Genomic DNA, 19,565 nt, shown 5'->3' with positions numbered 1-19,565 from the left:
GGCTTGTGAATACAGGCCCCTAGTTGAACATGTCCGGCTGCGTGGCCGCCAGGTGCTCATAGATCGGCTGGAAGTGCAGCCAGCCGATGTACTCCGAGCCCACATGCTCGCGGCTGTAGCGCGAGCGCTCCGGCGACACCATCACGGGCTTGTGCCCCGAGGCCTCGACCAGCAACTGCTGGCGGCAGCAGCGCTCCAGCGCAATGAACCAGAAGGCCGCGGCTTCAATGCTGTGGCGGCTGGCAGTGAGCAGTCCGTGGTTCTGGTGGATGGCGGCTTTCACGCCCTTGAACCAGTCGCAAACGGCCAGGCCCGCGCTCTCTTCCACCGCCACCTGGCCCGCCTCGTCCTTGATCACGACATGATCTTCAAAAAAGGCCGCCGCGTCTTGCGAGATCGGATCGAGCGGGCGACCCAGCGCAGCGAACGCGGTACCGTACACCGTGTGCGCGTGGCACATCGCAACGATGTCCGGGTGCGCCTCATGCACGGCCGCATGCAGAACGAACCCGGCGCGGTTGATGGCGTAGTTGCCTTCAACGACGCGGCCTTTGTGGTCTGCGAGGATGAGGTTGGACACCTTCACTTGCGCGAAGTGAACGCACATCGGGTTGGTCCAGTAGAGCTCTGGATGCTCCGGGTCGCGAATGGTCAGGTGGCCGGCAAAACCATAGTCGAGCTTTTCCATCGCGAAGGCGCGGCACGCTGCCACGAGCCGCTGCTTGCGGTGCAGGCGATCTGCTTCAAAGTTGTCGAACTCAGGCACCTGCGGGAACGTGAGGCCGGGTTGCGTGGGTTGGTAGATCGAGTGGTTTTTGACTTTGTCGAGCATGATGTTCTTTCGCAAGAAGAAGTGACTGGCAATTCAGAGATCAAGCACAAGCATCGGGCTGCGGGCCCGCGAAACACACAGCGTGAGGCAGCGGGTTTTTTCTTCGTCGCTCAGGATGTAGTCGTTGTGTTCCACCTCGCCTTCGAGGTAGTTGACCTTGCACGAGCCGCACAGGCCCGACAGGCACGAGGTGGGCACGCGAAAGCCCGCAAGCTCGATGGCCCGCACGATGGTCTGCTCTGGCAACACCGGCAATGTGATGCCACGGCGTGCAAGGCGCACTTCAAAGCTGCCATCTGCAACCGCCCTGGGCGCAGGCTCCGGCGGCTTGAAGTGTTCGAAGTGCACGCTGCCCGGCGACCAGTGTGTGCTGGCCTCGGCGCATGCCTTCATGAAGCCGGCGGGGCCGCAGTAGTACAGGTGTGCGCCACCGGCTTGTTTCAGAAGCACGCCGGCAATGTCGAGCCCTTGGCCCGGCACGCCGTTGTCGAAGTGGAAGTGCAACCTGCCCGGCGGCACGATCGCCTGCAACTCGCGCGTGAACGCTGCGTGGCGCGGCGTGCGCGCGCAGTAATGCAGCTCGAACGATGCGCCTTGAGCAGCCAGCGCATGCGCCATCGCCTTGATCGGCGTGATGCCGACGCCACCGGCCAGCAGCACTGTGTGTGCGGCCTGCGGCATGAGCGCAAATGCATTGCGCGGATGGCTCACCGTCAGCAACTCGCCGACTCGCACGCTCTCGTGCATCGCTTTCGATCCGCCCTGGCCGTTGGCTTCACGCAGTACGCCCAGCGTCCATGTTGTGCGGTCCGCCGGGTCGCCGGCGAGCGAATACGAGCGTACGAGACCGCCGCGCAAATGAACATCGACATGCGCGCCCGCGGCCACGGGCGGAAGTTCAGTGCCATCCGCATCGACCAGCTCAAAAGCGTGGATGCCCTCCGCCTGCATGCGGATCGCCTGCACGCGCAGACGCAGCAAGGGCGCAGCCGCGGCCTCGACATCGATCAACGCTTCGGGCAGCGCAACACTCATGCCTGCCGCCGCGCGAGCACGTCCTGCTGCAGCACCTCCAGCCTCGCCTTCACAAAGCTTTCGCGCTCTGCGCCCTTCAAGGTGTCTGATTCCGTGAGGATCGCCACGACTTGCCGCGCCAGATGGCGGCGCAGCGTCACTTCTTCTTCCTTGGTGCGGCCCACGGGCAGCTCGAACACATTGCCCGAGCAATAGCTGTTGGGTGCTCCGCCACACTCGCGCAGCCACGCCGCGAATTGCTCCGGGCCGGCCTTCGGGTTCGTGCCGCGCACCGCGTCGCGCAACAGCTTGCGGAACATGTACAGGCCCGCGTCAAACTTCGTCGGGTTCTCCAGCGCGTGAATCGCAATGGGTCGCTGGCTGATGATCGCCTCGTAGTCGCCCGGTGCGTACTGGCAGTCCTTGTAGTTGGGGCGTGCGCGGTGATCACCCGGAATGGGCGGCATGTCTTCGAGCTTGTAGTCGCCAAAGCGCTGCGGCCTGCGCATGGCCACCTGGCCTTCGAGGAAGTCGATGGTTTCGTAACCCACCAGGGCCTTGTCGCCGACACCGCGCGTGTCGATGCCCGGGCCCATCACGCGCCAGCCCACCATCTTCGTGTTGACGTCATCCACCGGCACCGTCCAGCGGATCATGTGGAAGCGGCCGAACAGCTTTTTCTTGTGGCCGTCTTCCGACGTGTACGCATGCAGGCTGAGGTTGGGCAGCACTTGATGCTGCACGCGGATGTACATGTGGCCGTCGTCCGAGCGGCGCGCGCCCGAGCAGGCCAGGCCGCGGCCGCCATGGATCGGCACAAAGTGCATGTCGGGCGGCACTTCCATCGAGGCGGCGCCCACTTCATCGAACGTGGTGCCCTGGTAATGCTCGCCGGTCACCTGCACCTTCGCGTGCAGCGCCATCGTGTGATAGTTGTCTGCCGAGTTGTCCTGCACCTGCAGCCAGTTGCAATGCTGGAAGTTGCTGTAAGGCACCAGCTCGTCGCCATCGGCCACGGTGAAGTTGCCCTCCCACTCGGGAAACGGCGGCTCCTGGTCGGGCGGGCCCATGTAGGCGAACACCAGGCCGTGATGCTCCACGGTCTTGTACGCGCCCTGGCGGATCGAGCAGCGATAGCGCTCGCCCTCTTCCTCTTCACCTTCCGGGAAGGGCACGCGCAAACACGTGCCGTCCACATCGAACACCATGCCGTGGTAGCAGCACGAGATGCCGTGCTCCTGGATCTTTCCGTATTCGAGCGATGCACCGCGATGCACGCAGTGCGCATGCAGCAGGCCGATGTGGCCGCTGTGATCGCGAAAGCACACCAGCTCTTCACCCAGGATCTTCAGGAAGCGCGGCGTATCCGTCAGCTCCATCGTCATGCAGACGGGGTGCCAGAAGCGGCGCATGTACTCACCCGTCGGCGTGCCCGGGCCGACTTCCGTCAGCTCCTTGTCGTGGCCGGGCTCCTTGTTGGTGAAGTAGCCGCCAAAGGGCGTGAGCTTTCGGGCGGTGGTGCCGCCTGTGCTGGCCGTGTCTTCAAACTTGTCCTGGGGCGCGGTCATGCTGTCTCCGTGTTCTGTACTCTGTATACAGAGATTAGGAGATGAGGCGATCCTGCGTATCAGGGATTACCCGCGGCCGGCGTGGGGCGTCGTTGGCTGAAGGAAGACATAGCGGTTCAAATGCATGATGTATTCTTACCAATTATTTATCGATCATGGATTGGTACAAATGCAAGCGACAGCCACTCTTTCCAGCAAGTTCCAGATCTCCATTCCCAAGCAGGTGCGCGACGAGCAGCATTGGCAGGCCGGCCAGGAGTTCGTGTTCGTCCCCAAGGGCAAAGGTGTGCTGGTCATGCCGGTGCCCGCGCTCCAGGATCTGGCCGGTATCGCCAGGGGCGCTCGCAAAGACGGCTATCGCGACCGCAAGGACCGCACCTGATGGCGACGCCGCCGCGATTGCAAATGCGCGTGGTCGACACGTCGGCGTGGATCGAGTGGCTCGTCGCCAGCCCGCTTGGCAAGAAGCTGGGCCAGCAGATTCCCGCGACTGACCACTGCATCGTCCCGACGATCGTGCAGCTTGAATTGTCGAAATGGCTGGTGCGCGAAGTCGGCGAGGAGGCAGCCGACCAGGTGATCGCCTACACCAGCAAGTGCCAGATCGTTGCGCTCGACACGGCGATCGCGCTGCGTGCAGCTGAACTGCACCGTGAACACAAGCTGGCGACGGCCGACGCCATCGTCTATGCAACGGCGCTCCACGTGGGCGCGCAGCTCCTGACTTGCGATTCACACTTTGAGGGACTGGAAGGCGTGGCGCTCTTTGCGAAGACCGACAGTTAACAGGGCCAACCGCAAGCGGGTTGACTACGCCCGACCGAACGCCGGCCCCACCCCCACCGGCGACGGTGCCGCCAACACGATGCGGCTGAAGAGCCGGTCGTAAATTGGCTGCCGGTTCACCGTGGTGAGCGGGTCCGGGTCAGCGTCGAAGGCGGCATTGAGCTGGGCCCAGTCTTCGGGCGAGAGCAACTGCTTGGCGAGCGGCAGCACTTCCGTTTCCTCGACGCGCATGTGGTCGAGATAGAAGCGCACGTACTGCGCCGCGGCCTGCTCGAAGGCCTGCCTGCGCGACTCGCCCAGCAGCTCCCACGCCAGCAGCAGATGCTGCAAGTCACGCACGCGCTGCTCGCCGGCCAGGTGATCGTGTTCCAGCGCCTCGATCACGTTCATCAGCTGGGGCGCGACTTTCAGCACCCGCGGAAAGAGCACATTCGACTCGCGCGGGTGATGCAGCCGCTCAGGGAATTCGTCGATATAGAACAGCATCGCACGCATCACGTCGAAGAAGCGGTCCGGCTCGTCGGCAGGGCCGTGCGCGATCATCATCGTGAGCGAGCGCAGCACGGCAGCCAGGGACGAATGCTGCTCACGGATGGATTGGGTCGTGTCGTGCGTCATGGGGTCTCCAGCGGGCTCATGCCATTCCAGGCCCGCGTCTGGTCGCCGTTCATTCTGGAGAAGCGCTGCTCAACCGCACTTGATATGGGTCAAGCAAACTCGCCGGCCTGCAGCGCCGGCGAGCTGGGCTGTGCGAACACCGTGCCGGCCTGTGCCATGTCGATCGCGCCGGTGAGCGCCTTTTCGAGCGCGTCCTGCTTGAGGCTGCGCATGCCGCAGGCCACAGCTTCGTTGAAGATGCTGGCAGTCGATGCGCGGGCCTGTATCAGCTTGCGCACGCCCGGGCCGTTTTCCAGCAGCTCGTAAATACCCATGCGGCCGCGGTAGCCCTTGCCACCGCATGCCGTGCAGCCCACGGGCCTCCAGCGCTGCGGCCCCGCGGGGCCTGCCGCGTGCAGCAGCCTCTCGCGGCCCTCCTGCGGTGTGATGGGTGTGCCTTCGCAGTACAGCGCGATGAGCTGGGTGAACTCGGCATCCATCATCGGCTCGGCCTGCCTGCACGCCGGGCACAGGCTGCGCACGAGCCGCTGTGCGACGATGCCGACGAGCGAATCCGCGAAGTTCATCGGGTCCATGCCCAGGTCGAGCAGGCGCACGATGCTCTCTGCCGCGTTGTTGGTGTGCAGCGTTGACAGCACGAGGTGGCCCGTGAGCGAAGCTTCGATGGCGATGCGCGATGTTTCCTCGTCGCGGATCTCGCCGATCATGATCACATCAGGGTCAGCCCGCAGGAAAGCACGCATCGCAGACGCAAACGTCACGCCGATGCGCGGATTCACCTGCAGCTGCCGCAGCCCCGGCTGCGTAATTTCGATCGGGTCTTCGGCCGTCCAGATCTTGCGGGCGTCGGTATTGATCTGCGCGAGCAGCGAATGCAGCGTGGTCGTCTTGCCCGAACCCGTAGGGCCGCAGGCCAGCAACAGGCCATAGGGCCGCTGCGCGAGCTGCATCACGAGCGATGCATCGCGCGCCGAAAACCCGAGCTTGGCCAGCGGCATCGGCCGGGTGGTGGCCAGCAGGCGCAGCACCACGTCTTCGAGGCTGTCGTGCGTGGGCAGGATCGCCACGCGCAGTTCGAGCTTGATGCCGGCGTAGTCCGCGAAGTTGATCTTGCCGTCCTGCGGGCGCCTGCGCTCGGCGATGTCGAGCTTGCTCATCACCTTGATACGCGAGACGAGCGCCGAGCGCAAGTCGGGCGGCAAGCTGAGGTAGTCCTCCAGGTCGCCGTCCTTGCGAAAGCGCACGCGCGACTGTTCGGCAGGCGAATTCGTTTCGATATGGATGTCGGAGGCCTCCTGCTCGTAGGCGTCCAGAATCATCCGCTTGACCAGCCGCACCACGCTCGAGCGCTCGTCGATGATGGTGCCCTGCACTTCACCGCCGCTCGCGCGCACTTCATCGCGCGCCGACGTGAGCAGCTCCTGCAAGTCCTGCGTGGCATTCGCACCGCTGGCAGGCGGCGTCCACATGATCATGTCCTTCTCGCTCAGCCCGCCCTGGCCCGCGCCCTCGACCTCCCGGGCCAGGCGCGCGTCGATGAGCTGTTGCGACGACCATGCAAATGCCACGTCGCAGCCCGCCTGCACGGCAACGCGCCGCTGCAGCGCGGTGTCTGCGGGCGAAGCGGTTGCCACGTACATCACTTCGCCGACGATGCCCAGCGGCACCACGCGGTACTTGGCAGCCATCGGCCACGGCAAGCGGTCAATGGCATCGGCGGAGCTGGCGAAGCCGGACGCATCCACTTCGGGCATGCCGGCCGAGCGCGCCTGTGCACGGTCGAGTTGCGTCTGCGTGAGCCGGTGGCGCATCAGCGCGTCTTCCAGCGCATCGCGAAGCGCGTCGCCCTCCAGCAGCATCCATTGCGCCAGCGTCGCACCGTCGATGAAGCCCAGCTCGAACAGCGCGCGCGGCAGGCGTGCGACCGGCCGGTGGTGCGCAGACTCGATGCGATCGGCAAGGCCGCGCATATCCGTCGCGGGCGCCTCGACAGGCGCATGGGCCGCCTCCACATGCATCCCCGCAATCACGCCGCGCGGCAGCCAGATTGCGCGCAGCCCTGCAGGGCCGACCAGGTAGAGGTACAGCCCGGAATGCCGGCGATGAAAAAACCCATGCGTCTGGCCGCACAACACCTTGCCGTCTGAATAGACGACGTTGAAGTCCTGCAGGGGCGTTTTGGCCGCATCGTCGCCGGGCTCGACAGTCTGCAGCAACGTGACCTTGCGGACCTCGTCCACAGGAATGCGGACGGTCTCGCCATCGCGCTCCAGCTCGAACACATGGCGCGGGCCGGGGTCGTCCCACGCCGCGAGCACGCCGTCGTCGCGGTTGCCCTGCAGGCGCTCGATTTCAACGTTGCAGGGCCCGCCGGGTACGGCGTCACCGGCTGCGGTGGCGACGCCGGCCAGCCAGCCGGGCGGCAAGGGCCACGTCATCGCGTCAGCCCCTTTGCATCGACAGGTCGCTACCCGCAGTAGCCGCGCCAGCGCCCAGGCGGATGCGCAGGGCCACATCGGTCTTCGAGTCGGCATGCTCGATGGCTTGCTCGGCGGTGATCTCGCTGGCCACGAACAACTCGTGCAGCGACTGATCGAACGTGTGCATGCCCAGCGGCTCGCTGCGGCCGATGGCGGCCGTGATGTCGTCGATGCGTCCGCGCTCGATCAGGTCGGCGATGAAGGGCGACTGCAGCATCAGCTCGGTCGCAGGCACCAGCTTGCCGCCGCGCCCATGGATCAGCCGCTGGCCGATGATGCCCTTGAGGTTGATCGACAGGTCCATCAACGTGCGCTGCCGCGCATCGGCGGGAAAGAAGTTGACGATGCGCTCGATGGCCTGCGCTGCATTGCTCGCGTGCATCGTCGACAGGCACAGGTGCCCCGTGTCCGCATACGACAGCGCGTGCTGCATCGTCTCCGCGTCGCGGATCTCGCCGATCATGATCACGTCGGGTGCTTCACGCATCGCGTGGCGCAGCGCATCGGCAAAGGTGTGCGTGTCCATGCCGACTTCACGCTGGTCCACGACGCAGCGTTTGTAGCCATGCAGGAATTCGATGGGGTCTTCCACCGTGAGGATGTGGCCCGGCGCGCCCGCGTTGCGGCAGTCGATCATGGCGGCGAGCGTGGTCGATTTGCCCGAACCCGCAGCGCCCACGGCCAGCACCAGGCCGCGCTCGAGCATCGCCAGGTCTGCCAGTTGCGCCGGCATGCGCAGCTGCGCGAGGGAGGGGATGTGGTCTTTGACGAAGCGCGCGACCAGGCCCACTTCGCCGCGCTGCATGAAGACATTCAGCCGGAAGCGGCCCGCGCCTTCCACCACCACGGCAAGATCGTATTCAAGGTCGCGCTCGAACTGCGCTACCTGCGCTTCGTTCATCACGGAATGGGCCAGCTGCCTGACGCTGCCCGGCGCCAGTGGCGGCAGGCCCATCGCGCGAATGATGCCTTGCACCTTCAGCGCCGGAGGCGAGCCTACCGAGAAGAACAGGTCGGAGCCGCCTGTCATCGACAGGTAGCGCAGATACACGCGCAGGTCCTGCGCATCGGCAGTGGGCAGGGGGTGCATCGCCGCAGGCGCGCGTTAATGCACGCGCACGTCGAGTGCGCGCTGCAGGCCTTCCAGGTCGGTGATGCGCACGCGCTTCTTGTCCACTTCCAGCAGGCCTTGCTGCTGGAAGGCGCTGAACGTGCGGCTGACTGTCTCGAGCTTCATGCCCAGGAAGCTGCCGATTTCGGCGCGCGACATGCGCAGGTGAAATTCACTCGGCGAATAGCCGCGGGCCTTCAGCCGTTGCGACAGGTTCAGCAGGAAGGCAGCGAGCCGCTCTTCGGCGTTCATGCTGCCCAGAAGCAGCATCAGGCTGTGCTCGCGCACGATCTCGCGGCTCATGAGGCGGCCCACGATGTGCTGCATGCCGGGGTTGGCGGCGGACAGCTCGATCAGGTGCGTGTACGGGATGGCGCAGACTTCCGTGTCTTCCAGTGCAGTGGCGCTGCTGGCATGTGTGCCTTGCGCCAGGCCATCCATGCCCATCAACTCGCCTGCCATGTGAAAGCCGCTGACTTGCTCGCGGCCGTCGGCAAGCACCAGGCTCGACTTGAATGTGCCGCTGCGCACGGCGTAAATATTGTGGAAACGTTCACCGGCGCTATACAGCGCCTCGCCCATCAACACGCGGCGGCGGCTGAAGGCCATGGCATCGAGCGTGGCCATGTCCGCGTTTTCCATGCCGCACGGCAGGCACAGGTCACGCAGGTGGCATGCAGAGCAGTTGGTGCGCATCGGCGAGATCGTCGAGTTGGGGTTTCGGCTGGTCACTGGGATCACGCGCATGGTGGAAGTAAAAGATGCGGGGACAGCTGCAGAGGAAGTCATGTGGCGGGTCTCCGGAAGAATCAATGAGCAAGCTGGCCAGGTGCAGCGGCGACGGCCTGCACGAGCTGGTCGAATTCGGTGGTCTTGTCCAGGAAGCGGACAGCGCCCTGCGCGAGGTAGCGCTTGCGGTAGGCAGGCGCGGAGTTGTTGCTGAACACGACGAAGGCAATGCCCGGGTCGGCGGAGCGCACGGCCTTGAGCACGTCCAGGCCCATGCCGCCTTCCAGCTGCACATCGAGCACGACCACGTCAGGCTGCGTGGCGAGGATGCCGTCAATGCAGGCGCGCGGTGTCTGCGCCTGTCCCACGATGTCCATGGCGGGCGCGCCGAGCATGGCGGCGACGCGAGCGCGAATCAGCTCGGAGTCATCGGCCAGGAAGACCTTGAGGGGAGTGGTGCTGTGCGCCATGAGTGAACTGTCTCAGTCATGGCGTTTTTGCTCCATCGGCGTGCGCTGAATCGGCGCATGGGCCGATTCCGAAGCGCGGGGGCCACCGCGCCTAGCCCCACTAGGACGATTCCTAGGGCCGCACGGAGGCGACGGCAAGCGTCACGCCGCGCGCGCCCACTTTCACTGTCTGCACCGTCGAGATCAAGTCGCCCGGCTCCGCGCGGGCCTGGCCCGACTTGGAGATGCGCGCTTCAATCTCGACCTCTTTCGCAGACGACAGCAGCGCCTGCGGACTCATCGACAGTGAATCGTCCAGCGTAAAGGGCATGGGCAGCCCGGCAGCGGGCACGCGCAGCACGGCCACCGGCATGCGGGTGCCCGGCACACGGGCGATGACCATCAGCGTGTCGCCAGCGGCCAGGCGGCTTTTGAGCGATGCGTCGAGCGTGACGGTGCCGGTGACACTGGCAGCCGGCGTTGTGGCCGCAGCCGCGGGCCTGGCCTGCGGTGTGGCGGCCGCAACCGCCGTGCCCGGCGCGTCGCCCGCCTTGGCGCGCACTTCCTCGATGATGCCCCGCAGCATCTGCTCGTCCTGCGAGCCGGGCGCGAGCAGCGGCAGCAGCTGCTGCCAGTATGCGAGCGCCTTGCGGTTGTCGTTGTCGCGCATGGCCACGGTGCCGGCCAGCCACAGCGCCATCGGCTCGGCCGGGTTCACCTTCAGCGCCTTGTCGATCAGCATCGCGGGCTTGCCCTTGAAGCTGCCACCCGCGTTGCTGGCGGCGACGTCTGCGTAGCTCGCGAGCAGGGCAGCGTCGCCTTCCAGGAAGGCGCCCGCCTTGTCGAAGGCTTTCTCAGCCTCGGCATTGCGGCCCATCACCTTGTACGACTGGCCCAGCATGGCCCAGCCCTTCAGGTTCGATGGATCAGCCTCCAGCTTTTTTGCCAGGCCCGCGACCATCTGCTCGATCTGCTGCATGTCGGGCGTGGCCGCTGCCGCTGGCGCTGTCGCTTGCGGCGACAACGCAGCCGGCGTGCCGATCACGGCGTAAAGCGCCGCTGCGGCCACGGGCAGCACGAAAGCCACGGCAAGCATCGTGCGGCGCGGCGTCTTGAGCACCAGCGCGGCGTCTTCTTCCTGCGTGTCGTCCAGCGCGCGGCGCTGCAGTTCGGCGCGCGTCTCTGCGTATTCGCTCTGCGCGAGCGTGCCCGCTGCCAGGTCGGCGTCGAGCCGCTCCATCTGCTCGCGATAAATCTGCGCGTTGAGCCTGCGCTGCGACTGCACCGGGCCCGCCTGCGCACGCTGCCAGAAGAACGGGCGCAGCACCAGCAGCAGCACCACGGCCACCGCAATGGCTGCGATCAATACAAATTCAATCATGGCTCGCTCACTTCAAGCAGCGCCTGCGCGCGGCGGGCTTCTTCTTCTGTCAGGGGGGCTGCCGCTGGCTCGGCGCGGCGGCGGCGCACATACACCACAAGCACGATCACGCCCACCAGCATCAATACAAACGGGCCAGCCCACAGCAGCCACGTCTGCGGCTTGACGGGCGGGCGGTACAGCACGAAGTCGCCGTAGCGGCTGACCATGAACTCACGGATCTGCGCGTCGGTCTTGCCCTGGCCAATGAGCGTGCGCAACTCGCGGCGCAGGTCGTTCGCCAGGTCCGCCCGGGAGCCGGCCAGCGACTCGTTTTGGCACACCAGGCAGCGCAATTCCTCGGAAATGGCGATCAGCCGCTTTTCGACGACGGGGTCCTCAGCAAGCGGTGCCGCTTCCTTCGCGGCTGCGCCAACAAGGGCCAGCGCGAGGGCCACGCACGCAAAAAAACGCTTCATGATTTTTTCAACTTCTCGATCAGCGGCATGATGGTTTTCTGCAGCGCCTCTTCGGTGATCGGGCCGATCTGCTTGTGGCGGATTACGCCTTGCTTGTCGATGATGAAGGTCTCGGGCACGCCATACACGCCAAAGTCAATGCCCACACGGCCATCGGTATCCACGATCGCGAGCGTGTACGGATCGCCGTGCTGGCTGAGGAATTTCAGCGCTGCGGGGCGCGTGTCCTTGTAGTCGAGGCCGATCAGCGGCACCGCTTTCGACTTGCCGATCTCCATCAGCAACGGATGCTCCACACGGCAGGCCACGCACCATGACGCCCACACGTTGAGCATCCAGACCTGGCCCTTCATGTCCTGCGGCGAGAACGTCTTGTCTTCGGCGATGAGTTGCGCCACCTTGAATTGCGGCGCCGGCTTGTCCACGAGCGGCGACGGAATCTCGCGCGGGTCGTGCTGCAGGCCCAGCGCCAGAAACACCACCAGCACCAGGAACAGGCCGATCGGGATGAGAAAGCGCGCCTTCATGCCGCGGCTCCCTGCACCATCGCCGGTGACTTCGCCTTCGCACGACCCACGCGATAGCGCTTGTCGAGCACCGCGAAGAATCCGCCCAGCGCCATCAGCAGGCAGCCGCCCCAGATCCAGTCCACAAACGGCTTGAAGTAAACGCGCACGGCCCACGCCTGGCCTTCGAGCGGCTCGCCGAGCGACACATACACGTCACGCGTAAATCCTGCGTCGATCGCGGCTTCGGTCATGGGCATCGTGGACGATGCATAGGCACGCTTTTCAGGAAAGAGCGCCTTGGGCGCGCCGCCGCCTTTCGTGACCTGGAACTCGCCGCGGTCAGCCACGTAGTTCGGGCCTTGCACTTTGCGCACGCCCAGGAACTTGAATTCATGGCCGCCCACCGTCACGGTGTCGCCCGGCTCCATGCGCACATCTTTTTCTTCCTGGAAGCCGCCCACCATGGTCACGCCGAGCACGAACACGGCGATGCCCACGTGGCCGCAATGCATGGCCCAGAACGACATCGGCGGCATGCCCGACGACTTCAGGCTGCGCACGATCTGCTGCACCATCGACGCGGTGATCCACGCGGCCAGCGCACTGCCCAGCGCCGTGAGGAACGTCCAGCCGCCCATCGCCAGCGGGAACGCGACCGAGGCAATCACCGCAACCAGCGCCGGCGCCCATAGACGGCGCGCCATGTCAGCCACGTTTGCCTGCTTCCAGCGGGCCAGCGGCACGGCGGCCATGAGGAACAGCACGGGCGTCATGAGCGGCACGAACACCGTGTTGAAGTACGGCGGGCCGACAGAAATCTTGCCGATGCCCAATGCGTCGATGAGCAGCGGATACAGCGTGCCGAGCAACACCGATGCCGCCGCGACAACGAGCAACACGTTGCCAGTGAGCATCAGCGTTTCACGCGACATCAGCGCGAACGTGCCGCCCTGCCCCACCTTGGGCGCGCGCCACGCGAAGAGCAACAGCGACGAGCCGATCACCAGTGCCAGCAACACAAGGATGAAGATGCCGCGACGCGGGTCGGTCGCAAAGGCGTGAACTGACGTGAGCACACCCGAGCGCACAAGGAACGTGCCCAGCAGCGACAGCGAGAAAGCGCCGATCGCCAGCAACACCGTCCAGCTCTTGAACGCGCCGCGCTTTTCAGTCACGGCCAGCGAATGCAGCAGCGCGGTGCCGATCAGCCACGGCATGAACGATGCGTTCTCGACCGGGTCCCAGAACCACCAGCCGCCCCAGCCCAGCTCGTAGTAGGCCCACCATGAGCCGAGTGCAATCCCGATGGTCAGGAATATCCACGCCGTGGTGGCCCACGGGCGCGACCAGCGTGCCCACGCCGCATCGACGCGGCCAGACAGCAGCGCCGCAATCGCGAAAGCGAACGCCACCGCAAAACCGACATAGCCCATGTAGAGCATCGGCGGGTGGATGATCAGGCCCGGGTCCTGCAGGAGCGGGTTCAGGTCGCGCCCCTCTTCAGCGGGAGGCAGCAGCCGGTCGAACGGATTGGACGTGAGCAGGATGAACAGCAGCAGGCCGGTTGTGACCAGCCCGAGCACGCCAAGCACACGCGCAGCCATCGCCTCGTCAAGCGTGCGCGAACGCAGCGCCACGGCGCATGTCCAACCCGCGAGCATGAACACCCACAGCAGCAGCGAGCCTTCATGCCCGCCCCACACGGCCGCCAGTCGGTACACCGTGGGCAGCAATGAATTCGAGTGGCCCGCCACGTAGGCGACGCTGAAGTCGTTGAGGTAGAAGCTCCATGCCAGGGCAGCCATCGCAGCGGCCAGCAGCACGAACAGCGCCTGTGCGCTGGGCCGCGCCAGCACGACCCATTCACGCCGGCCCTGGTGGGCGCCGATCAAGGGCAGCGTGCCCAGCAGCATTGACACGCACAGTGCCAGGATGAGGCAGAAGTGACCGAGTTCGGCAATCATGGTGCGACCTTTGCAGCGCTCTCGGTCGTCGCAGGCTTGGCGGCGTCCTTGGCTTTCTGCGCCTTGTCCAGCGCATGCTTGGCCTCGGGCGGCATGTAGTTTTCATCATGCTTGGCCAGCACTTCGGAAGCCGTGAAGTCGCCTGTGGGCGTCAGGCGGCCTTGCACCACGGCGCCTTTGCCTTCCTTGAACAAGTCCGGAAGGATGCCGGTGTACGACACCGGGATGTCATGCGCCATATCGGTCACAACGAAGTGCACAGTGAGGTTGTCGCGCCTGACCGAGCCGTCCTTGACCATGCCGCCGATGCGAAACGCCTGGCCCTTTGGCGACTTGCCCGCGACGACATCTGTTGGCGTGACGTACAGCGCGATGTTGCTGTTCAGCGCATTGAGCACCAGTGCAGCTGCGATGCCGATCACGGCCACGCCGCCCACCACAATCGCGCCGCGCTTCTTCCATGATTTCATGAGTTTTCCTTGTCCAGGCGCCGGGCCCGGGCTTGCAATTTCGCGCCGCGCAAAGCGGCCTGCGTGCGGCGCGACACCAGAAATGGTTCGATAGCGAGTGCCAGTGCGCAGGCGCCGAAGCTGCCCCACACGTACAGGGCGTAGCCGCCCATGGCAAAAAATTCAGAAGGCGAGTTCCAGCTCATGCGGCCACCTGCGGCAGTTCGTGCACCCATTGCGCATGGGATTCGCGCTCAAGAATGATCGCACGCAGCCGCTTCAAGGCCACGGCAATCGAATACATCCAGAAACAAAGCGCCATCAACAACATTCCCCACAACATCGTCTGCGCCATCGACGGCGCCTTCGTCATGGATATAGATGAGCCCTGGTGCAATGTGTTCCACCATTTCACGGAAAAATAAATGATGGGCACGTTCACCACGCCCACCAGCGCCAGGATCGCGCCGGCTTTGTCGGCACGCCGCGGGTCGTCAATCGCCGCCTGCAGGGCAATAAAGCCGATGTACAGGAACATGAGCACGAGCTCGGACGTGAGCCGCGCGTCCCACACCCACCACGTGCCCCACATGGGTTTGCCCCAGAACGAGCCCGTGACGAGCGACAGGAAGGCCATCAATGCGCCCGTGGGTGCGAGCGCCTGCGCCATCATCGATGACAGGCGCGTGTTGAACGCCAGGCCGATACCCGCCCACGCAGCCATCACCAGGTAGATGAACATCGACATCCACGACGCGGGCACGTGAACAAAGATGATGCGGTAGCCCTCGCCCTGCACTGCGTCCGTCGGTGCGATAAAAAAGCCCGTCCACAGGCCTGCTGCGCCAAACACCACGGCCAGCGCAGCAAACCACGGCACGAGCCGGCCGGCCACCGGGTAGAAGGTGGCAGGGCTTGCCAGGCGAAACCAGTTGACAACACGGTTGCTCATTCGAGTGCGATCCTCACGGCCGCCGTGGTCGCCCACGGCGCAAAAAACAGGGCCAGCAGCAGCATGGCTGCCAGCAAGGATAAGTGCCCACCCGCGCCCAGGCCCGACTGCTGCGCCTGCACAGCGCCGGCCCCGAAGATCAAGGTGGGAATGAAAAGCGGCAGCACCAGCAGGCTGAGCAGCACACCGCCGCCGCGCACACCCAGCGTGAGCGCAGCGCCGATGGAGCCTATCAGCGAGAGCACAGGCGTGCCCAGCAGCAGCCCTAGCGTGAGCATGGCCAGCGCTTCGCCATCCAGGCCGAACTGCAGGCCCAGCACAGGAGCGAGCAGCACCAGCGGCAAGCCCGACACCAGCCAGTGTGCAAGGTTCTTGCCGGCCACCAGCAACACCAGCGGCGAAGGCGCGAGTGCCATTTGTTCGAGCGTGCCGTCGGCATGGTCGGCAGCGAACATGCGCTGCAGGCCGAGCATCGTGGCCAGCAGCGCACCCACCCACAGCACGCCCGGGCCTATCTTGCGCAGCAGCGCTGGCTCAGGGCCAATGCCCAGCGGGAACAGGCTGGTGACGATCACGAAGAAAAACAGCGCCGTGAGCACTTCTGTCTTGCGGCGCATGGCCAACAGAAGGTCGCGGCGGGTGACTGCAAGCAGCGCGTTCACAGCTGAACCACCCTGGCATCGGCCATGGGCAGTGGCTGGTGGCTGGTGACGACAGCGCTGCCGCCTTGGGCCAGGTGCTCTGTGACGAGCGCGCCCAGCATGTCAACGGCCTTCACGTCGAGCGCGGTGAACGGCTCATCAAGCACCCAGAGCCTGGCGCGGCGCGTTAGCAGCCGCGCCAGCAGCACCCTGCGCTTTTGCCCCGCCGACAGCACCCGTGCCGGCAGGTCTTCACGCCCGGCCAGGCCGATTCGCAACAGGGCCGCGCGCGCAGCGTCTTCACCCAGGCTGTCGCCATCGAGCTCGCTGGCCAGTTGCAAGTTTTCGGTGCCGCTCAAGTCGTCCTTGATGGCAGGCAGGTGGCCCAGGTACAGCAGCTCGCGGTGGTAGGCGGCCGGCTCGCTGGCGATGGAGACGCCATTCCACAGCACATCCCCCGCAGCTGGCAGGGCAAGCCCGGCCAGCATTCGCAGCAGGCTCGTCTTGCCAGAGCCGTTGGCGCCGCGCACGTGAACCAGGTCACCGGCGCCAACGTCAAAGCCCACGCCCTCGAACAAGGGGCGTTCACCACGGATACAGGAAAGACTTTGCGCGCTCAACATACCGGCCATTTTCGCGGCCAGTATGCCGCACGCCAATAGCCGAAGGCTCGCGGGGTTGATTCAGGACAAGGCGCTATCCATCCGGCGCTGCGCCTGGCATGCGGTTGGCAGGCGGCGACTCGCACGTTGACATATGTGAAGCCCGAGCTCGAACACGACGCGCCTAATAAAAACCATCAACGCAGAACGGACTTGATTCAACCATGGTGACAGCCCCTTGAAGCACGACGCATTCATTGCAGATGACCAGCCAGTCGTTCGGCTCGGCCTGCGTACCCTGCTCGCAGATTGCACTGACCTTGCCTTCGCTGGCGAGGCTGGCGATGCGCATGCAGCGTTGGCGATGGTGCTCGCACACGAGTACCACTTGCTGGTGCTTGAGCTGTCTTTGCCCGGGCGCAGCGGCCTGGAGCTGATCAAGCGGTTCAAGGCCGAACGGCCGCGCCTGCCTGTGCTGGTGTTCACCGACCAGCCAGAGGAGATGTACGCCGTGCGCGCGATCCGCGCCGGCGCTTCGGGCTATCTCATGAAGCGCTCGGAGCCCGCGATCGTGCTCGAGGCCATGCGCCGGGTCGCCAATGGGAGCATGTGGATCAACCAGAAGGTCGCCGAGCTGCTCGCGACCGATCCTGTACGCAATGGGGACCACCTTCCACACACGCGCCTGACCGATCGCGAATACGGCATCTTCAGCCGCATCGTCAGTGGCGCCAAGCTCACGCAGATCGCTGACGAGCTGTCTCTGAGCATCAAGACGGTCAGCACCCACAAGTCCAACATCCTGGACAAGATGACGCTGAGCGGCCAGGTCGACCTGGTGCGCTATGCGATCGAGCACCAGTTGCTCGGCAGTGACCGTGGGTAGACCCCATGCGCGACTTCTCCAACCGGCGAACACGGCGAGGCTGACATGCACTTCAGGCATCGTTTCCCATTCGCGGCAGCCTTGTGGCTTGCCGCTTTTCTTTTTTGCGCGCCCGCCGTGCATGCCCAGGCGCAGGCCGCGCCGCCGTCACTGGACAACGCCACCTGCCTGAGCTGCCATGACGGCAAGAAATCGAAACTGGAAGTAGCAGGCGTTGCTGGCAAGCCACGTGCACTGCATCCGGTCGAACCCGACAAGTTCGGCAGGAGCGTGCACGCGAAGATGCAGTGCGTCGCCTGCCACACGGACATCACCGACAACGCGGACAAGGCCAACGCCCACGCCAAGGCCACATCCACGCCACTGAAAAAAGTGGACTGCGCCAGCTGCCACCAGGACTTGTGGGACCAGGCCCAGAAGCAGGGCAAGGCCGCAGAACGGCCGGGGCTCGCTGCCGTCGCAAAGAACGTGCAGGCCTACCACAAGTCGTTCCACGCGCGGCCCAATGCCGACGACAAGACAAAGGCCAACGCGACGTGCGACAACTGCCACGACACGCACAGCTTCAACGTGCCGGCCAAGACCTCACCCGAGTACCAGCAGTGGCGCATGAGCATTTCGCAAACGTGCGGCACCGATTGCCACACCGACCAGCTCGATGCCTACAAGGACTCGGTCCATGGCAGGGCGAACGACAAGAACAAGGACGCCAAAGCCGCCGTCTGCACCGATTGCCACTCGGCGCACTCGGTCGCCAACACAACGGGCGACCCGTTCAAGCTGGCCATCAGCAGCAACTGCGGCAGCTGCCACAAAGAGCAGCTCGACTCGTACAAAGCCACCTACCACGGCAGTATCACCACGCTCGGCTACAGCTACACAGCCAAGTGCTACAACTGCCACGGCAGCCACGAAATCCTGAAGGTCAACGACCCGAAGTCGACGGTGCATCCGGACAACCGGATGAAAACCTGCGCGACCTGCCATAACCCGAAGAAGGGGCTCGCCGACCCGCCGCCTGGCTTTGCGAGCTTCCTGCCGCACGGCCACGCGCACAACTTCGCGCGCTACCCGCAGATCTGGATCGCCTTCCAGATGATGGCCGGGCTGCTGGTTGGCACCTTCGGATTCTTCTGGCTGCACACCGCGCTGTGGTTCTACCGCGAGTACCAGGACCGCAAGGCCCATGGCGGCGACAGGCGCGTGCGGCTCGATGACGTGCCGGCCGACCTGCGTGGCAAGCACATCATGCGGTTCAGCCCCATCTGGCGCATCGCCCACCTGTTGTTCGCGCTCAGCCTGATGGTGCTCACGCTCACGGGCATGCCGCTGTTCTACCCGGACGTGCCGTGGGCCTCCACGGTCATGCACCTGCTCGGCGGGCCCAAGGTTGCAGGCCTCATCCACAGGACATCGGCCGTGATCTTCGCTGGCGTGTTCTTCTGGCACCTGCTGTATGTCGCGCTGCGGATCGCGCGCCACTGGAAGACCTTCCGCTTCTTCGGGCCTGATTCGCTGATCCCGAACCTGCAGGACCTGTGGGACATCGTCGCCATGTTCAAGTGGTTCTTCGGCAAGGGCCCACGGCCCGTGTTCGACCGCTGGACGTACTGGGAAAAGTTCGACTACTGGGCTCCCTTCTGGGGCGTGACGATCATTGGCGTGAGCGGCCTCGTCATGTGGCTGCCGGGCTTCTTCGGCTCCTTCCTGCCGGGCTGGGTCTTCAACGTGGCGGCCATCTTCCACGGTGAAGAGGCGTTCCTTGCCGTCGTGTTCCTGTTCACGGTGCACTTCTTCAACAACCACTTCCGGCCTGACAAGTTCCCGGTGGAAGTCGCGATGTTCACCGGCACCCTGTCGCTGGAGCACTTCAGGCGCGAACATGCGCTGGAGTACGAGCGGCTTGTCGCCAGCGGCGAGCTGCAAGGACGGCTGGTCGATGCACCATCAGCCGCGAAGGTGACGGCATCGAAGGCACTCGCGTTCGTCCTGATCGTGGTGGGACTGACGCTGTTGACATTGGTGGGTGTCGGGTTCTTCAGCGGCATGTGAAGGCAGAGGTGACGCTAGGAGTTTTCCTAGCTCACTTTTGAGCGGGTTCCGATACCGGGTGCGGGTAGCCATCCCCAGAATGGG

Annotated in this window: 21 protein-coding genes; 4 read left to right on the top strand and 17 right to left on the bottom strand. The window is 64.9% G+C overall.

Going from position 1 to position 19,565, the window contains the following annotated elements; genetic code table 11:
* Positions 1-19: 19 nt before the first annotated feature.
* Genes GHT07_RS11680 through GHT07_RS11670 form a run of 3 tightly spaced genes read right to left on the bottom strand, consistent with a single transcriptional unit; the run spans position 20 to position 3,414 of the window.
* Positions 20-832, bottom strand: a complete 813-nt coding sequence (locus GHT07_RS11680) for a class II aldolase/adducin family protein (RefSeq protein WP_153585265.1) — start codon at positions 830-832, stop codon at positions 20-22.
* Positions 833-865: 33 nt separating this feature from the next.
* The gene (locus GHT07_RS11675) at positions 866-1,867 is read right to left on the bottom strand and encodes a PDR/VanB family oxidoreductase (protein WP_153585264.1); all 1,002 of its coding nucleotides are present in this window, start codon (positions 1,865-1,867) and stop codon (positions 866-868) included.
* The gene (locus GHT07_RS11670; protein ID WP_153585263.1) at positions 1,864-3,414 is read right to left on the bottom strand and encodes a Rieske 2Fe-2S domain-containing protein; all 1,551 of its coding nucleotides are present in this window, start codon (positions 3,412-3,414) and stop codon (positions 1,864-1,866) included. The genes GHT07_RS11675 and GHT07_RS11670 overlap by 4 nt, the downstream gene beginning before the upstream one ends.
* Before the next feature lie 169 nt (positions 3,415-3,583).
* Between GHT07_RS11670 and GHT07_RS11665 the strand changes: the two genes are divergently transcribed.
* Positions 3,584-3,796, top strand: a complete 213-nt coding sequence (locus GHT07_RS11665; protein ID WP_153585262.1) for an AbrB/MazE/SpoVT family DNA-binding domain-containing protein — start codon at positions 3,584-3,586, stop codon at positions 3,794-3,796.
* Positions 3,796-4,200 (top strand): type II toxin-antitoxin system VapC family toxin, encoded by a 405-nt coding sequence (locus GHT07_RS11660; RefSeq protein ID WP_228488308.1) that lies wholly within the window; start codon positions 3,796-3,798, stop codon positions 4,198-4,200. Before GHT07_RS11665 ends, GHT07_RS11660 begins: the two co-directional genes overlap by 1 nt.
* Positions 4,201-4,224: 24 nt before the next feature.
* Here the strand turns inward: GHT07_RS11660 and GHT07_RS11655 are convergent, their stop codons facing one another.
* From GHT07_RS11655 to ccmA, 14 genes are all read right to left on the bottom strand, one after another.
* Entirely contained in the window at positions 4,225-4,818 is a 594-nt protein-coding gene (locus tag GHT07_RS11655) for a hemerythrin domain-containing protein (protein WP_153585261.1), read from the bottom strand.
* A gap of 89 nt (positions 4,819-4,907) precedes the next feature.
* Entirely contained in the window at positions 4,908-7,256 is a 2,349-nt protein-coding gene (locus GHT07_RS11650) for a GspE/PulE family protein (RefSeq protein ID WP_194792910.1), read from the bottom strand.
* Positions 7,257-7,260: 4 nt separating this feature from the next.
* Positions 7,261-8,388, bottom strand: coding sequence for a PilT/PilU family type 4a pilus ATPase (locus GHT07_RS11645; protein ID WP_153585259.1), 1,128 nt, complete (start codon positions 8,386-8,388; stop codon positions 7,261-7,263).
* Positions 8,389-8,403: 15 nt separating this feature from the next.
* On the bottom strand, positions 8,404-9,156 hold the full coding sequence (locus GHT07_RS11640) for a helix-turn-helix domain-containing protein (RefSeq protein ID WP_228488307.1): 753 nt from the start codon (positions 9,154-9,156) through the stop codon (positions 8,404-8,406).
* 62 nt (positions 9,157-9,218) lie between these two features.
* A complete protein-coding gene (locus GHT07_RS11635; RefSeq protein WP_153585257.1) occupies positions 9,219-9,608 on the bottom strand; it encodes a response regulator in 390 nt (129 codons plus the stop codon).
* A 112-nt stretch (positions 9,609-9,720) separates the two neighbouring features.
* A complete protein-coding gene (ccmI, locus tag GHT07_RS11630) occupies positions 9,721-10,968 on the bottom strand; it encodes a c-type cytochrome biogenesis protein CcmI (RefSeq protein ID WP_153585256.1) in 1,248 nt (415 codons plus the stop codon).
* Complete coding sequence (locus tag GHT07_RS11625) at positions 10,965-11,426, bottom strand: cytochrome c-type biogenesis protein (protein WP_153585255.1); 462 nt, start codon at positions 11,424-11,426, stop codon at positions 10,965-10,967. The genes ccmI and GHT07_RS11625 overlap by 4 nt, the downstream gene beginning before the upstream one ends.
* On the bottom strand, positions 11,423-11,953 hold the full coding sequence (locus GHT07_RS11620) for a DsbE family thiol:disulfide interchange protein (RefSeq protein WP_153585254.1): 531 nt from the start codon (positions 11,951-11,953) through the stop codon (positions 11,423-11,425). The genes GHT07_RS11625 and GHT07_RS11620 overlap by 4 nt, the downstream gene beginning before the upstream one ends.
* On the bottom strand, positions 11,950-13,899 hold the full coding sequence (locus GHT07_RS11615; RefSeq protein WP_153585253.1) for a heme lyase CcmF/NrfE family subunit: 1,950 nt from the start codon (positions 13,897-13,899) through the stop codon (positions 11,950-11,952). Before GHT07_RS11615 ends, GHT07_RS11620 begins: the two co-directional genes overlap by 4 nt.
* Positions 13,896-14,369: a cytochrome c maturation protein CcmE gene (gene ccmE / locus GHT07_RS11610; RefSeq protein ID WP_153585252.1), complete on the bottom strand. Its 474-nt coding sequence runs from the start codon at positions 14,367-14,369 to the stop codon at positions 13,896-13,898. The genes GHT07_RS11615 and ccmE overlap by 4 nt, the downstream gene beginning before the upstream one ends.
* The gene (ccmD, locus tag GHT07_RS11605) at positions 14,366-14,554 is read right to left on the bottom strand and encodes a heme exporter protein CcmD (protein WP_153585251.1); all 189 of its coding nucleotides are present in this window, start codon (positions 14,552-14,554) and stop codon (positions 14,366-14,368) included. Before ccmD ends, ccmE begins: the two co-directional genes overlap by 4 nt.
* Positions 14,551-15,300: a heme ABC transporter permease CcmC gene (gene ccmC / locus GHT07_RS11600; RefSeq protein WP_153585250.1), complete on the bottom strand. Its 750-nt coding sequence runs from the start codon at positions 15,298-15,300 to the stop codon at positions 14,551-14,553. Before ccmC ends, ccmD begins: the two co-directional genes overlap by 4 nt.
* Entirely contained in the window at positions 15,297-15,917 is a 621-nt protein-coding gene (gene ccmB / locus GHT07_RS11595; RefSeq protein WP_153585379.1) for a heme exporter protein CcmB, read from the bottom strand. Before ccmB ends, ccmC begins: the two co-directional genes overlap by 4 nt.
* A 41-nt stretch (positions 15,918-15,958) precedes the next feature.
* Positions 15,959-16,573, bottom strand: coding sequence for a cytochrome c biogenesis heme-transporting ATPase CcmA (gene ccmA / locus GHT07_RS11590; protein ID WP_228488306.1), 615 nt, complete (start codon positions 16,571-16,573; stop codon positions 15,959-15,961).
* A 208-nt stretch (positions 16,574-16,781) separates the two neighbouring features.
* Here ccmA and GHT07_RS11585 point away from each other — a divergent pair, with 208 nt between their 5' ends.
* Positions 16,782-17,429, top strand: coding sequence for a response regulator transcription factor (locus GHT07_RS11585; RefSeq protein WP_153585249.1), 648 nt, complete (start codon positions 16,782-16,784; stop codon positions 17,427-17,429).
* Positions 17,430-17,474: 45 nt separating this feature from the next.
* A complete protein-coding gene (locus GHT07_RS11580) occupies positions 17,475-19,481 on the top strand; it encodes a cytochrome C (protein WP_153585248.1) in 2,007 nt (668 codons plus the stop codon).
* Positions 19,482-19,565 lie beyond the last annotated feature (84 nt).

The sequence above is a fragment of the Caenimonas koreensis DSM 17982 genome, from assembly GCF_009646335.1.
In the GTDB taxonomy this organism is placed as follows: domain Bacteria; phylum Pseudomonadota; class Gammaproteobacteria; order Burkholderiales; family Burkholderiaceae_C; genus Ramlibacter; species Ramlibacter koreensis.
The sequence above is the reverse complement of the archived record's forward strand: the minus strand, read 5'-3'. Positions and strand labels throughout refer to the sequence as shown.